Raw genomic sequence first — 17702 nt, 5'->3', positions numbered from 1 at the left:
AACTGAAACCCTAAACATATGAAGAAACCTACTACTTTAAAATCAGTTTTAGTTGTATTATTTTTTATACAAACTTTTATTGCTTTTGCTCAAAAGGATTTTACTCCTCGTTACGATACGAGTTTAAAAGGAGATATGCTTTTGATTGGTAATAATATTTTGAATCGAAATAAAAACAATGATCGTCCAAATACTGCATACACTGGCGGAGACGACAATAATAATTTCACTATGGAATATATTAATGTTGATCCAGGAGGAGGACGATTTAGTTCAAGTTCTGCAACATTAAGAATACCAGATGTAAGTAAAGAATGTTATAAGATTGCTTATGCAGGTCTTTATTGGACAGGTATTTACAGTGTAGCAGATGTTAGAAACAGAGTTGTGGATCGTACAAAGCTCGGATCTGTGGAGTTCAAACTTGCCAATACCAATACTTACGAAAAAATAGAAGGTCAGAAGATCTATGATTATTATGAAAATACTCCAAATACGGCTAATGGATCACAGGTCATCTATGCTTACTATTCTAATGTAACAAAATTAATACAGGATTTAGATAATCCTGAGGGGAGTTATACGCTTGCAAATGTTATAGCTACTAATGGTCAAATTGATGGTGGATTTGCTGCAGGATGGTCTTTATTTGTGATTTATGAAGACCCTAAATTAAGCGCTAAGTATATTACATCGTTTGATGGTTTCCGTTTTATTAAAGCAAATAGTCCTGATGTTAATTATGACATTTCTGGATTTAAAACCATACCAAATGGAGAGGTTAAAGTAAAGCTAGCTTTTGCAGCTATAGAAGGGGATCAAAAGACTACAGGAGACCGTTACTCTCTAAATGGTACAGATCTTTTTACAAATCAAAGACCAATAAACAATTTCTTTAATAGTTCAATTAATAATGTTGATGGCGCTTTTGATGGTGTAAATGATAGAAGACCTAATAGTTCAAATACTCTTGGTTATGATTCTGGGATTATTAAATTAGAGAATACGGTTAATAATGTCATTATTAAAAATGGTGACACTAAGGCAACATTAAAGTTAAAGACCAGTGGTGATGGATATGGTCTATTCTTTAATGCATTTAATGTTGAAATTATCGAGCCAAAAATTGTTCTTACTAAAATTGTTGAGAATGACAAGGGAGATAATATTGGTGGTCAAAATGTAACATTAGGACAGTATTTAAATTATGTTATTGGTTTTAGAAATACAGGTAATGATGATGCGACAGAGTTTACGATTCGTGATCAATTGCCAATAAACGTAATTTTTAATTATCCTGGAGACGTAGTGCTGCCAGCAGGTGTGCGAGTTAAATCTTGGACTCCGGCAACACGTAATATTGTTTTTGAAGTTACAGACCCAGCTCTTCTTAAAGCGGGACGTCTAACAGAAACAGAAATTGAATTAAAAGTTCGAGTAATTCCTGATTGTACCATGCTTGATGAGGCTTGCTCTGATAGTATTGATAACTCTGCCTATGCTACCTACAAAGGAACACAGAATACTACATTTACGATTTCTGATGATCCGAGTGTGAATACCAACACAGGATGTATTTTAGTTCCTAAAGCAACTAACTTTTTAGTTGGTGTTCAAGGGTGTAGATATAATAGAAATGTTACATTGTGTACTGCAAGTGTTAACTTAGTTGCAGCTGATGGTTATTCTACTTACACCTGGTATAGTGATGAAGCCAGAACAAGAGAAATAGGAAGAGGTCAGACTTTTGTGGCTAAAGAGCCAGGAACCTATTATGTTTATAATCTTGCTCCTGCACCATGTAGATCTATTTATGAAGCCTTTACTGTTACAAGATTTGGAACGACAGTCAATAATCCTGTTAATGATTTTGCTAGTGAAATCGTTACTTGTCCTAATGATGGAAAGCAATTGCCTAAAATATTTTTATGCGGGGCAAATGCTTCAAAATTAATTAAGACAGGAATAACAGATAGTTCTAATATTGTTTGGGAAAGATTAGATACAGCTAGTTGTCCTGCGGTGAGCAATGAGAGATGTGCTAATGAAAATGAAGCATGTGGATGGCAGCCTGTAGCTTCTGGACCAGATTATGATGTAAAAGATGCAGGACAGTACCGTTTAACCATTAATTATGCAGGCGGTTGTTTTAGCAGATTTTACTTTAACGTATTTACAAACCCACTAAATCCTAGAGAAGAGCATGTTGATCGTCTTTGTGGACAAAGTGGAAGTATAAAGATACTTGATGTTCCGAGTGGTTACGTATACGCTATTAAAACAGATCCAAATGCAACTATCGAGAATTGGGAGTGGCAGACTAGTAATACTTTTCCAATTTACAATGCAGGCTCTTATACGGTTTTTATTAAGCAACAAGGTGTAACTTCAATTCCTTGTATTTTTAGAATAGATAACATTCAGATAAGAAATAGGGACATGAATTTGCGTAATGAGCAAACTCAGCCAGTTTGTGTTGGAGATACAGGAAGTATTAAAATTGGAGTTAGAGATTATAATGCTCAGTATTATATTTATTTATATAATGGCAATACAATAGAAAGAAGTGCAGGGCCTATTTCAGATCCTGAATACACTTTTGCGTCATTAAGTTATGGTACAAATGGTATTGATTACAGGGTGAGAGTTACCAGTAGTCCAATAGGAGGCAATAACCCGCAGCCAAGTTGTGATAGATCTGTTTATTTCAGGATAAATCCACCAAATAATCAATTAAGAGTTACAGCAACTTTGAGAGAGCCACTAACGGCTTGTAGTCCTGGTCAGATTTTTTTATCTGCATCAAACGGAAGAGCTCCTTATCATTATTTTGTAAATGGTGCTAGCAGTTATATTAGTGAAAATCCTTTCGCTGTAACAGAAGGTGGGCAATATAATATTGTTGTTATTGACGATGCAGGTTGTAAAGCAGAAACTTCTATTAATGTTCCTGTAGTTTCAAAACCAACTTATACAGTAAATGCTACAAGCAGTTTATGTTATGATGGTACTTCTTCAATTAAAATTGAAAATGTAGTTCCAAATGGGAATACTATGGCTTACAGTATTAATGACGGAGCAACTTATCAGACCAATCCTAACTTTTTAAATTTAGAGCCAGGTACTTATAAAGTTAAAGTTAGATATTCAATTACTTATGCTATAACAAACTGGCCTTATACAGATACAAAACATTGTTATAGCGATACAGAAAACGTAATAATTACAGGACCAACAGCTGCATTGACAGCTTCGGCTGGTGTTGCAGCATTAGCTGGTTGTACAGATCCTGATGGAGACGGAATTAAAGATGGTGGAATAATCAGATTTAATAATGTTGAAGGAGGTAAAGAACCATATGAATTTAGTTTTGATAATGGAGGCCATTTTGGACCAGCAAGAGAAATAGATGCTAGACCAGGAGAATACCAACTGATTGTGAGGGACGATAATGGTTGTACCTTTACTATTCCTTATGTTGTCAAATTAGATGCGATACCAGCAAACCCAATTATCAATACTGTAAATACGGTATACGGCTGTGACGGTTTAGCGACGAGTACAGTAGTGGTTAGTACTCCTGTATCAACTGGAGACTCTCAATATACCTATGAGTATTATTTAGACGATGAACCAAACGTACCAATTACAAATAATGTATTTACTGGTGTTAAATCAGGAAGTTATACGGTTAAAGTTAAATATAAAGCAATTCAGGTTCCAACTTACAGTAACTTGTTAATTGAAGATTTTGGAAGAGGAGGTTATACTACTACGCCAGGTATTAATCCAGGATATTGTTTCGAAGACGAAACTTCTACACACTTAGCTCCAGATTATAAATGTAATAGAGACGAATGGATCAATGACGGTGAATATGCAGTTGCAAGTTCAATCAGAACACGATTTGATAACTCTTGGATTGTTGCAAAAGACCATACGGTTCCGCAACATCCGTTAGGAAGATTTTTATGCGTTAACGTAGGTGGTACAGCAGGTATTGGTGGTATTTTATACAGTAAACCTATTTCTGATGTAATTCCAAATCAGCCTGTAATTATTTCATTATGGGCAGAAAACCTAATCGTAAAAACATCGACTTCACATGATGACCCAAAACTGACAATTCAGTTAGTAAATAATTTAAATGGTGTTGGAGGAACAGAGACAATTGTAGCTACGACTGACACTAACAATCCTTGGGTAGTTCCAAAAACAGAACAATGGGAGTACAAAGAATTATCATTGGATCCTAAAGCTTTTAATAATTTAAGTTTTGTTATTAGATCTTACAGTAATGAGTTTAACGGTAATGACGTTCTTATTGATGATATCTGGGTACGTCAGATTCCTGAATCTTGCGGTGGAATAACAGAGTTTCCTATTGTGATTGAAAGCGGAAAAGGCTTTGATGTTTCTGATCCAGAAATTAACAATGTTACTTGTACTGGAGGAAATACAGGAAGCATTATCTACCAAGTAAAGAATTTTGCTAGTGGATATGAATATAAAATAAATAACGGGTCATGGACTCCTTCTACCGCAGCTACACTTGAACTTAATAACTTGACTGTTGGAAACTACAAGATTATTATCAGAAGCGATGCTACTGGAGCTTGTTCAGAGTCATTCGATATAGATATTACAGCTCCAGCAACTGTAACATCTGTTGCATCTGTAACAAAACAGCCTACTTGTATTGAGGGTGCTATTATTACAGCAACTGCAGGTGGAGGTAAACCAGGTTACCAGTACGAATTACGTCAAGGTACTAATGTTATAATTGCGTATCAAGCTAATAATGTATTTACAAAATTAGCTGACGGAAGTAACATTCCAGTTGGAACGTATAGAGTTTATGTAAGAGATTCAGGAGGTTGCGAGTCTGCAGCTTCTGATCCAATAACAGTTATTGCACCAGTTCCACCAAAAGCGGTGTTGGCTTCTAATTCAGATTTATGTTATGATACTAAAGATAAAGCAACTTTGGTTGTAACAGCTTCTGATGGTAAATTACCATATAGCTATAGTTTAGATGGTGGTCAAGGACAAAACTCTAATACCTTTACTGGTGTTGGTACTGGAACGCATACAATTGTAGTTACGGATGGAAATGGCTGTACGGTTGAAATAAAAGATATTATTATTGCCGAACAATTACTTGCAAGTGCAGAAGTAACTAAAACTTTAGATTGTACTAATTCGCCAAACGCGCAAATTACAATTACAGCATCTCAAGGAACTCCTAATTATACTTATGAAGTATCAACTAATGGAGGAACTTCTTTTGCATCAATAGCATCTAATGTTTATTCTGCAGATACTGCTAGATCATATATCTTTAGAGTAACAGATTCTAAAGGTTGTACAGCACTTACTACTGCGGTAACTGTAAGCGCAAAATTAGAACCTACTGCATCGGCTAAAGGAACAGATCCTAAATGTCATAATGGTTCTGATGGAAGTTTTACTGTAACTCCAGCAGGAGGAAATGGTGCGGCTTATACGTATAGTTTTAATGGAAGTACAACTTTTGGTACATCTGCTACACTTTCTAATTTAAGTGCAGGTGCTTATAAATACCAAGTAAAAGACTCAAAAGGATGTCTTTCTCCTGTATATGATATTACATTAGGAAACCCAACAGAAGTTGTGGCTTCTGCAAACTTTACACCTAATACAACTTGTAGCACTACAACAGTAATTACTGTTTCTGCTGCAGGTGGTACAGGAACATATACGTACAGTTTTGGAGCAGGAAATACAACTTACAACGGAACAAGAACAATAACAGTTACAAATACAAGCAGTGCTCAGACTATTACGTTTAACGTAAGAGATAGTAACGGTTGTACTGATACAAAAACTATTGAAGTTCCGGCATACAATCCGCCTACAGGACTTAATTTTTCAACACCGGCAGGTATTACATGTAACGCTACAACAACTAGTCTTACTGTAACAGCTGTGGGAGGTGTGGCACCATTTACTTATGCAGTAACAGCTGGTCCAAATTCACCAACTCAAACTACTTCAGGTACATTTACAGGATTAGTTCCTGGAACTTATACTTTTAGAGTTACAGATGCAAACGGATGTACAATATCTGATTCTAAAACTATTGATGCAGCACCATCTATTACAGTTTCTGGTGACCTTACAAATGAATTATGTTATAATGCACACAATGGAACTGCAACATTTAATATTGTTGGCGCAAGAACTGTAGGAGCTTACACTTATACATTCTCTCCAACTGCAGGAACTTTAACTAAAAATAATAATACGATAACAGTTACTGGTTTAGCAGCTGGTACTTATACTTTAGTAGTTAGAGATAATGCAACTGGATGTACATCAAATACAGAATCAGTAACTATTAATGCGGCGACTCAAATTGACTTTACAGTTAATGCTTCAAAAATTACTTGTAATAATAAAATTTCTACATTAAGCATTACAGGAATTACAGGTGGTGCGCCAGGATATACTTATGCTTATGCAGCAAGTGGTTCTACTGCTCCAACAACCCCTTATGGAACTGTTTTAACAGTAGATACGGCATCTTTAACAACAACAGTTGATGTATATGTAAAAGATATAAATGGTTGTGTGGTTAAGAAAACAGTTTCTATCGCAACAGAAGATGCTCCACAAATTGATACTCCTGCAGCGCAATGTTATACAGGATCACCAGTTAGCGTGACTATCACAGGTACTTATCAAGGGCCAGCAACGTTCAGTAAAGATGGTACTACTTTTGTATCATCGCCAACTTTTAGTTTGACTCCTGGAACTTATAATTTAACTTTAAAAGATAAATTTGGTTGTGAAGATAGTGTTGTTTATATAGTGCCACAGCAATTAACAATTACGCCTACAGTTGTAGCAAATACTACTTGTACACCAAACGTAACAATTAGTTTATCTTCTACAGGCGGTACTGGAACTCGAGCATATGCGGTTTCATTTAATGGAGGTGGATATTCAGCAGTTACAAGTCCTTATACTGCAACAGCAGCGGGAACTTATAAATTTAGAGTTAATGATACTGCGAATCCAGTTTGTTATGCTTACACAGCTGATATTCCAGTTACTTTAAATGCAACTACTTTTGCAATTAATACTAATAAAACAGATGTAAAATGTAATGGTGCCGCTACAGGAGCTATTTCTATTACAACAACAGCAGGTAAAGCTCCTTATACTTACAGTGTAAGTAAAGCAACAGTAGAAGTTTCTACAACGGCTTCGACTACAGGTTTAACTGCGGGAGTTTATGATATTGTTGTTACTGATGCAATCGGATGTACCGGTACTGCACAAGTGACGATCAACGAAAATCCAGTTGTAACTGCAAATGTTACGGCAGGTAAATTAACTTGTAATCCTACTACTAATAATCCAACAGGAACTACTATTTCAGTTGCTGCTGGTGGAGGTATCGGAGGATATACTTATAGTTTTAATAATGGTTCAACTTACGTTTTAGGAAATAGTATCCCTGTTTCAAATACTGGAGTGTCACAAAGTTTTACTATTATTGTAAAAGATGCAAACGGCTGTCTTTCAGTACCGCAAACTGTAGTAATAGCACCACTGAATTCTCCAAGTGATTTAGATTTTGGAACACCAGCGACTATTACATGTTTGGCTACAACTACATCTGTTCAATTGACAGCTACAAACGGTGTAGCGCCATTAACTTATACGATCGTTTCTGGTACAACTATTAATACTACAGGAGCTTCTAATGGATTATTTACAGGATTACTTCCTGGAGATTATGTATTTAGAGTAACGGATGCTAATGGATGTTATTATTCTGAAGATTATAAGATAAATAAAGCAACTCAGATTGAAATTAAAGGACAGACATTCTCTAATGTTTTATGTCATGGAGGTAATAGTGGTGTTGCAAAATATACTGTAACTAAATTTAGCACGACTCAAAATTATACAGTTGCTGTTACTTCTACTCCAGCTGGATTACCTTTTACACAAGCAGCTTTAGGCGATGTTATTACATTGTCAGATCTTGTAAAAGGAACTTATAATGTTAGGGTAACCGATTTAACAACAGGTTGTACAGCTAATGAAGATGTAATTATTGGTGAGCCAGCGGCAGATTTAGCAGCAGTAGCTAAAGTTGTTAATGCAAATTGTAAAATTGCAACAGCAGAGGTTACCATTACAGCATCTAACGGAACACCTTCATACAAATATTCATTTGTTCAAGATGGTGCAGGAATTGGTACATTGACACCATCTCCAGTAGCAAACCTTAATCCAGCAGTAAGCAGAGATTGGGATGTATATGTGGTCGATGCTAATGGATGTCAAGTTAAATTAGACATTACAATTGATAATGCTGTATCGCCATCAGTTACTGCTTCAGCAACTGGTCAATGTTTAGGAAATGGTACGTATACCATTACTGCTACTCCAGGAACTGGATTAGTAACGCCATTATCATATAGCCTTAACGGAGGTAATTTCCAAGCAGGTAATACTTTTGATGTTACTGTTGCGGGACCTTATAAAGTAACTATTAAAGATGGAAATGGCTGTACAGCAGATAGTGGTGTAGTTACCGTTTATAATGTACTAACATTATCAGCTAAATTAGACAAAAACATTACTTGTGATCCAGGAAATGAGGATGCAGTAATTACTTTAACAGCAGGCGGAGGAAGAACAGGGTATACTTATACAAGTACTCCAGCAACGGGATCATTTACAGGTAGCGTATTTACTACAGATACCCCTGGTTCTTATACTTTTACAGTAAGAGATGCCAATAATTGTACGGTATCAACCACACAGGCAATAAATATTATTCCGAAGGTTGATCCGGAAATTACTTCTGTTACTCAAACACAATCAATTGGTTGTAATGGTGAAAGTACAGCGGCAATTAGTGTAGTATTCGATGATACAAAAGGAGTAGGTCCATTTGTAATCAACGTAAAACAATATAATGATTTGGCTCATACATCTCTTGTAAAAGATTTCGGAACTCAAACTTCAGGTCTTCCAGCAGGATATTATGTAATTACGGTAACAGATTCAAAAGCATGTTTTGATACTGAAGAAATTCGAATTACTCAACCAGATCCAATTCATATTACTTTTACTCCAGAATCTTTACAATGTGTTGGAGGGGGAATTACTAGAGGACGTATTACTATTAATGGTGTAACGGGTGGTACTCCAAATTATACTTACCATGTAACAGGTATTAATAATTACAGCAAGTCTTTACCAGGAGGAAATGGTATCAGTGCAGTATTTGATATTGTGGACTTTGGTTTCTATCAAATTAGAGTAGAGGATCAAAACGGCTGTTTTGCTACGGTTGATGATATTTTAATTGCAGCACCAGTAGATCAGCTTGACATTGAAGTAAATACTTCGGCTACTTGTTCTGGAGGAGGTTCAGCAACAGTAACAATTTTATCTGCTTTTGCAGGAAATGGACCATTCCACTTCAATATTTATGATGGAACTGTTCAAAATTGGGATCCTCTTAATCCTACAGCAAATGGATGGATTGGTGAAATTCCGCCAAACAGTAAATCAACCGTATTTACTGGTCTTGTTCCTGGAAAAACATATACTTTTATTATATATGATGAGGATACAAAATGTTATTATTTCCAAACTTCAGATGGACCAATTCCTAGTAGTTCGACTTTACAGATCAACAACTTTGTTCCTCAGAACATCTCTTGTAAAGGAGCAAATGATGGAAATGTAAGTTTTGAAATTGCAAATTCTTATGGATATGCTGTTGATGTTACTTACAGTATTATTAATGCATATACTAATATTGAGACTGGAAATACAGGTTCAAGAACAATCCCAGCAGGTGGGTCAGTTACTATTGATCCAGCGGCATTATTTACACCATTACCAGTAGGAACTTATTATGTTTTAGTAAGAGAAACTTCTGGAGCTAATGCGGGTTGTGGTAAATCTTCTGACAACTTTAATATAAAAGAGTCACCAAAAATGTTGTTGCTTGATGGATCTGTTTCTAAAAATGCAAATTGTAATGCTAAGTCAGGTGTAATTACGGTTACAGCAAAAGACGGAACTGCTTTTGTCCCAGTTGCACCAGCAACAGGACCAGCATATTACAAGTATATGTTATTGTTGGCTACAGATGCAGCTCCTACTAAAACAGATTCTAGATGGGATACACCTAATACATTCTTTGAAGATGCGGGAAGTTACATTGCTTATGCATTAGATGCTTACGGATGTATTAAAGATTTCCCTGTAACATTAGACAAAGATGATGATCCTACGATCAATCCTATAGCGTCTATTTGTTTTGATGATCAACCATTTAATATTACAATAACTGGAACTGTTGATCCTGCAATTATTGGAGGAGCGACTTATAGTGTAAACGGAAGTACTTTCGGTACAGATCCTACATTTGAAATTAGTGCAGCGGGTACTTACAACTTAGTAATTAAAGATGGTAACGGATGTACAGCTGACTTTGATTTTGTCGTATATCCTAAGTTAACGCTTAAAGCAGAGATGACTAGAGAGTTGACTTGTTCTGCAACAATTCCAAATGCTATAATTACATTAACAGCTGCGGGTGGAAATATTTTACCAGCTCCAAATTATGTATATGAGTATTCTACTACTGGTGTAACTGGACCTTGGACAACAATGACCACAAACCAATTAACAACTGGTAATACAATTGATACCTATACATTCAGAGTAACAGACGCTAACAATGTAACGACTTGTCAAGCAACAGCACAATTTAAATTAGATCCTATTCCATTACCGACAATTACGCCAAGCAATACTAACGTAAGCTGTTATAGTGATTCAGATGGAACAATTTCTGTTTCTGTTTCTGGTGGAGTTGGTGGTTATACTTACCAATTAATGCGAGGGACTACTATAATTGTACCATTCCCTGGTTCTAACCAATTTACTGGTTTACCAGCTGCGGATGATTACCAAGTTATAGTTAAAGATTCTAAAGAATGTGAATACACAACTGCGGCTATAGAAATTACACAGCCAGCTGAGTTAGCAGCGACATCTTCAGTAATTGATTTTGCTTGTGATCCTGTTACTAACGAACAGCATATGGCAACCGTTGTCGTAAATGTTGATACCACTACTGGTACTGGACCATATAAATATTTGTTCCCAGGTTATACAGACTATTCAGATGATAACACATTTGTAGTTAATAATTTAAATGCACAAACTATAAATTATACTGTGAAAGACAGCAATGATTGTACGTTCACAGGTTCTCAAGCAGTAAGCGCTTATCAGCCATTAAGTCTTGTGATCAATGTAACAGCAGCTCCAGTATGTCCTACTAATGTAGAATCTGTAGAACTTATTGTTACAGGTGGTTACGGGCCAATGAAAAAATATGAAATTATTGAACCAGCAGCTTTAGCTACAGATAACGGTACCAATAATATTTTCACTGGATTAACAGCTAATACTTATTTATTTAAAGTAACTGATGCTCATGATTGTGCTATTACAGCTTACCATACGGTTAAAGATGTAGTGCCAATTGAAATTGCAGAAGAGAAATTAACAGAGATTTCTTGTAACGTACTTAACGGTACTGACAATAACGGAAGTGCTAAATTTACGGTTACAGGTTTTAGCACAACACAAAATTATGATGTTGTAATAACAACTAATCCAACAACATTGACCTACACGAGAGTTGATGCTGGTGATGTAATTACTTTAACAGGTCTTAGAGCGGGTAGCTATACAGTTTCTGTTACAGATAGAACGACACAGTGTACAGATAATGCCACTGTAACTTTTGTTGCACCAACGGCGATTACTTTTACAGCAGCTTCAACTAAAGTATTCTGTACTAAAGATCTTTCTGATATTACAGTTAGTGCTGTAGCAGGTGGTGCTGGTAATTATAAATATGCAGTAGTGCTAGCTGGTTCGCCAAGACCAACTGTTTTTGGTGATGATGCAGTTCTTACTGTAGACACTGACTTAACAAACCTAGCTTGGGATGTTTACGTTCAGGATAGTAACTTATGTATTTCTGAGCCAGTTCGTGTTGATATTACTCACGATGTTGCTCCAAATCTTAATATGCCTGCGCAGCAATGTTTTGTAGGAGCAGATTTAACAGTAGATCTTGATGCTCTTTCTACAGTTTATACTGGTAGTACTAAAACATTTACTATTGATGGAGTGCCAACAGGTTCTACAGCAACATTTACAAAACCAGGAACATACAAAATTATCTTAACAGATAGTAACGGATGTACCGATGATGTAGATTATATCATTCAAGAGCAATTAATAGCAAATGCAACTATTGCACAAGATTTATATTGTGTTCCTGCTAATGCAGTAATTGACGTTACAATTACTGGTGGTGTAGGATCATACAATTATCAAATGTATCACAATAGTGCTCCAGAAGGACCAGTAAAACCTGCAACAGGAGACTTTACGGAAACAGTTACTGCTGCTGGAGATTACTATTTTGTAATTACAGATAGTAATTCACCAACATGTTCTGTACAAACAGAGCCTGTAACGATAACGACTCCAATTAATCCAACAGGTTTAGAAGCTCATATTGATGTAACTTGTGAAAGTTTAAGTGATGGTAGTTTAACAATAACACCATCAGATGGAGTTGGTCCGTATACTTTTGTTCTTTCTGGTGCGGCAAATACATCAGGAGATACAACAGGAATCTATACTGGATTAGAGGCAGGTTCATATTCTGTAGTAATTACAGATTCTAAAGGATGTACTTCTGCGCCAGTTAATGTAATTATAGATGAGCCAGTTGAGCTTACAGCTCCTCACGCTATTACACCAAATGCAGGTTGTTATACTACAACAGAAATTGTTGTAAACCCTGCAGGAGGAACACAGCCTTATTACTATAATTTCAATGGTAAAGGCTATGTAGAAGGAGCTAATAAAATATCAGTTGCAAATGATGGTTCAGTTGCCAATGTTACTTATACAGTAAAAGATGCTAACGGATGTGAAACTCCTGTAGTAACGGTGCCAATCGTACCATTGAACAAACCAACAGACTTAGCATTCACACCAACAGCTATTACTTGTATTACAGGAAACAGCAGTGATGTGACAGTTAGAGCAACAAATGGTGTTGGACAATTAACATTTGAAATTATTGAATTTAATGGCGCTGCTCCAGCAGTAGCTTATACACCGCAAGTAGTTGCAGATAATACAATTGCTGCAGTATTCAATGGTTTACCATTTGGAGATTATCTATTCAGAGTTACAGATAGTAACACATGTTCTTATGATGAGTTATTAACTATCAAAGATGTTATTAGAATAAATGCAGATGGCCAGCCAGTTGCAGATATGTCTTGTAACACTACAAATGATGGAAAAGTAACCTTTACAGTTTCTGGTTTCGCAGGAACTTATACTTATACAATTACCAAAGATGGTGCTCCTTTTACAGGATCAACTGTAACATCAGACGCTTCAATTGAGTTAACTAATTTAGCTTTTGGAGTTTATGAAATAACAGCTGTAGATGATATTACAGGTTGTGATATTAAAGCTTCTGCAGAAGTAAAACAACCAACTATTGTTGAAGTTGATTTAATAGAAAACCTAGATGCAAACTGTAACAGAGGTGCAATAGTAGAGGTTCTTGGTAAAGGTGGAAACCCAGGATATACCTATTCATTTGTAGATGCAAGTGCAACAGGTCCAGGTGTATTTGATGCTGAAACAAGAAGAGAGTTAGATCCAACAGTTTCTGCATGGCATATTTATGCTAGAGACATCAACGGATGTACTTCTGATCCTTTACTTGTAAATATTACAACTAGTCCACTGCCATTAGGATTTACAGCGGCAGTAACATCTAATTGTTCTGATACTAATGGAAACTATGAAATTGTAGTAACTCCAGGTACAATAGGAGTAGGACCATTTACTTACAGCATTGGTGGAGGATTCCAATCAGAGCTTACATTTACTGTAAATGTACCTAAAGCTTACGATTTAGTAGTAAGAGATACATTTGGTTGTACAGCTACATTCCCAGCTGCGGTTACTATTTTACAGCCAGTAGTTTTAGATGTAATAAAAGACATGCAGCCAACTTGTACAGATGGTGATGGTCAAGTAACTGCAACTGCAACAGGAGGAACAGGTAACTTTAGTTATACTCTTGATGGAGTAACAACTTTAACGACTACTCCAGCAATATTTAATGCTGTAGGATCAGGTCCTCATACAATTATTGTGACAGATCTAGGCACACCTAATAACTGTACAGATACAGTAACATTCGAATTAGAGAAAGCTACTGAAGTTACAGGATTTAAAGCAGTTCCTACTCCAGTAACATGTAACGGAGGAAGCGACGGTACCATTACAGCTAGTATGGATCCAACAAGTCCTGGCGTAAATGATAATCCGAAATATATGTACAGCATCAACGGAGGAACTCCGCAGGATAGTCCAGTATTTACAGGATTAACGCAAGGAACTTACATCGTATCTGTTGTTTCTGGAAGAAATTGTCCTGCTTCAGTTACTGTTGTTGTTACAGAGCCTGCATTAATTGTTGTACCAGATCCAGTTGTTGTTCAGTATGGCTGTGCAGCTGGAAACAATAGTAATGCAGCAACGATTACAGTTACAGGTGTTACAGGTGGTACAGAAAATTCATATCCAAATTATGAATTTGTGAGAGACGGTGTTGTGGTTTACAAAGGACCTCGTAATGTATACACAGAAAGAGATCTTTTAGGAGGTAACTATGTTGTGAATGTATACGATGAAAATAACTGTGTGGGTACAGCTGTAGTTAGTGTACCAGTAAACCCATACATTAATTTAGATAAGGTAGTAATTAGAGTTACAGACGAGATTACTTGTAGAAATAATGAAGACATCTTAGTTGAAGTTACAACAACTCCAGGAGTAAATCCAGTTTTAGATTTCGTAATTACAGATGCAGCTGGAAATGCTGTACCAGGTAATCCGAATAATCAAACAGGTATATTTACAGATTTACCAATTGGAAATTATCTTGTAACGGTTACAAACCCAGCAACAGGATGTTCTATTGTGACGCCGCATTATGTAAACAATCCAAATAGTTTCCAAATCAGAGCGGTGGCTATTAATAGAGAAATTTGTTACGGAGCTACAAACGGAAGCGTAGAATTGACTTTTATTGACAATCAGCCTACGCCATTAAATGAAGCAGGTGTATTCGATTATGTAATTACTGGTCCAAATGGATTTATGGTTGCTGCTAGATCAGCAGATGCAGGACCTGTATTGATTTCTAATCTTGCAGCAGGTGTGTACAATGTAACAGCAACTTTATTTGGAAAACCATATTGTACTGTTACAACCATCTTTACTATTAACCAGCCGGTTAATGAATTAGTTGTAACGACAACCAAAGATGATATTACGTGTGTAACGGATAATAACGATGGTGTAATTTATGCAACTGCAACAGGTGGATGGACTACATACGAATATCAATTAGTGAAAGGATCTACAATTGTAGTAGATTACTCTAGTCAGACTACATTCCCTGGTTTAACAGAAGGTGTATATACAGTTAATGTTAGAGATTTTAATGGTTGTATTGCTAGTAGTACACAAACTTTGGTTATTCCAGATCCAATCACAGCAACAGCAACAGTGAATTTAACTATGCTTGCTTGTTATGGAGATAAAACAGGTGTAATTACAGTTGCTCCTCCAACAGGTGGACAAGGAAGTAATTATCTATACACTTTAAACTATCTTTCTGAAAATCCAGTAATTAGTTCTGGACCAATGGTATCTCCTGTTTTCAGTGGTTTAGCAGCGGGAAGATATAGTGTTACGGTGACTGATGGATTTACTTGCCAAGGCACAACAAATGAAATTCTGATCGAAGAACCAACTTTGGTTACGCCTATGTTGAAACAGTCAAGAGCGCAAACATGTCAAACATTGACTGAATTGACTTTAACTGTAGAAGGAGGAACTCCTCCATATACTTATAGTGCAGACGGAACAAACTATAGCGCACCATTTGCTTCAACAGTTTCTTTTGAAGTTCCAGTGGGATCTTATAAATACTTTGTAAGAGATGCTAACGGATGTAACAGTTTTGCTTCTAATAGTGTTGAGGTTGATCCTTTAGAACCGTTAAGACTTGAAATTGATAAAGAAAGCGCGGTAGTTAAATGTACGGGTCAGGCAACAGGAGCGATCATTGTTGAGGCTTTCGGAGGATTAGGAAATTATACTTATACTCTTACAGGTAGTGAGACACGTCCAGCTCAGGATAACGGTATATTTGAAAATCTTGCAATTGGTACTTACAGAGTAATAGTAAATAGCGTTGATTGTGATATCACTTCGGAAGAAATTGTTATAACTGAACCTAGTAGAGCACTACAAGCGGAGTTCTTCCCAACAGATGTTACTTGTTTTGGTGAGAATAACGGAAAATTAGAAATTGTAGCATCTGGAGGAACTGGTGTAATTAAATATGCAGTCTCTCCTAACATGAGCCAGTTCGATACAAAAGTTAAATATGATAGACTAGCTCCTGGAGATTATCAGGCTATTGCTCAAGACGAAAACGGATGTTATGTATTGTATGACTTTACAATTCATGAACCAAGACCAGTAATCGTTACAGAAGTTCCAAACTCTATGATTCCTGAAGTTTGTGACGGAGATAATGACGGTGCGTTTAGTATCGAAGTTAGAGGTGGTACATTACCATATAGTGTAAGTTTAGATAATGCAAATGGACCATTCACTCAAGGTGATGCCACACAAACAATTTTCGATTTTAGAAATCTTAAAGGTGGAACACATACCGTTTATGTGAAAGATGCAAAAGGTTGTCCTGTTGAGTTCGTTGAGAATATGCCAGGTGCAGTAATTCTTAACCCAACGGCTGAGGTAACATATGACTGTGTCGATAATGCACAAGCTAATAGAGTAGTAGTAACTGTTGATTCATCTAACAATCTTGCAGATGTTGATTACTCATTAGATAACAATGGAGTATATCAGCCAAGTAACATCTTTACAAATGTTCCTGCTGGTGATCACTTCATCGTTGCAAGACATACTAATGGATGTGAGGTGCCAACTGTTGTTTTCTCTGTTAAACCAGTAGATCCAGTAACTCTAATAGACATAACTAAACAAAGTAATGAAATCAATACGATATCAGTGAAAGCTTCTGGTGGTTTTGCTCCTTACGAGTATAGTTTCAATGGAGAGCCATTCTCATCATCAAACACTTATAGAATTTATAAATCAGGTATTTATAAAGTGATTGTAAGAGACAAAAATGGTTGTGAGGCTACAATAGATGTTGAAGGTAAATTCTATGACTTCTGTATGCCAAACTACTTTACACCAGATGGTATCGGTTCTAATAATACTATTGGTCCTGATTGTGGTGCATTGGCTTACAAAGATCTAACATTCGATGTTTACGACAGATACGGTAGAGTAGTTGGTAAATACAGAGTTGGAGGAAAATGGGATGGTAGATACCACGGAAATGAATTGCCAACAGGAGATTATTGGTATGTTCTTAAACTGAATGATCCTAAAGATCCTAGAGAGTTTGTTGGACATTTCACATTATACAGATAACAAAATTATAGCCC

General features: G+C 36.2%; 1 protein-coding gene. It reads left to right on the top strand.

Annotation, left to right across the window (positions count from 1 at the left end; genetic code table 11):
* Positions 1 to 18 precede the first annotated feature (18 nt).
* Positions 19 to 17688 carry a T9SS type B sorting domain-containing protein gene (locus P2W65_RS05150; protein ID WP_289663932.1) on the top strand — a complete coding sequence of 5890 codons (17670 nt, stop codon included), beginning with the start codon at positions 19 to 21 and terminating at the stop codon, positions 17686 to 17688.
* Positions 17689 to 17702: the final 14 nt, after the last annotated feature.

It is taken from the genome of Flavobacterium panacagri, assembly GCF_030378165.1.
GTDB classification, from domain to species: Bacteria; Bacteroidota; Bacteroidia; order Flavobacteriales; family Flavobacteriaceae; genus Flavobacterium; species Flavobacterium panacagri.
Note: the sequence above shows the minus strand (reverse complement) of the source record. Positions and strands in the feature narration are given on the sequence as shown.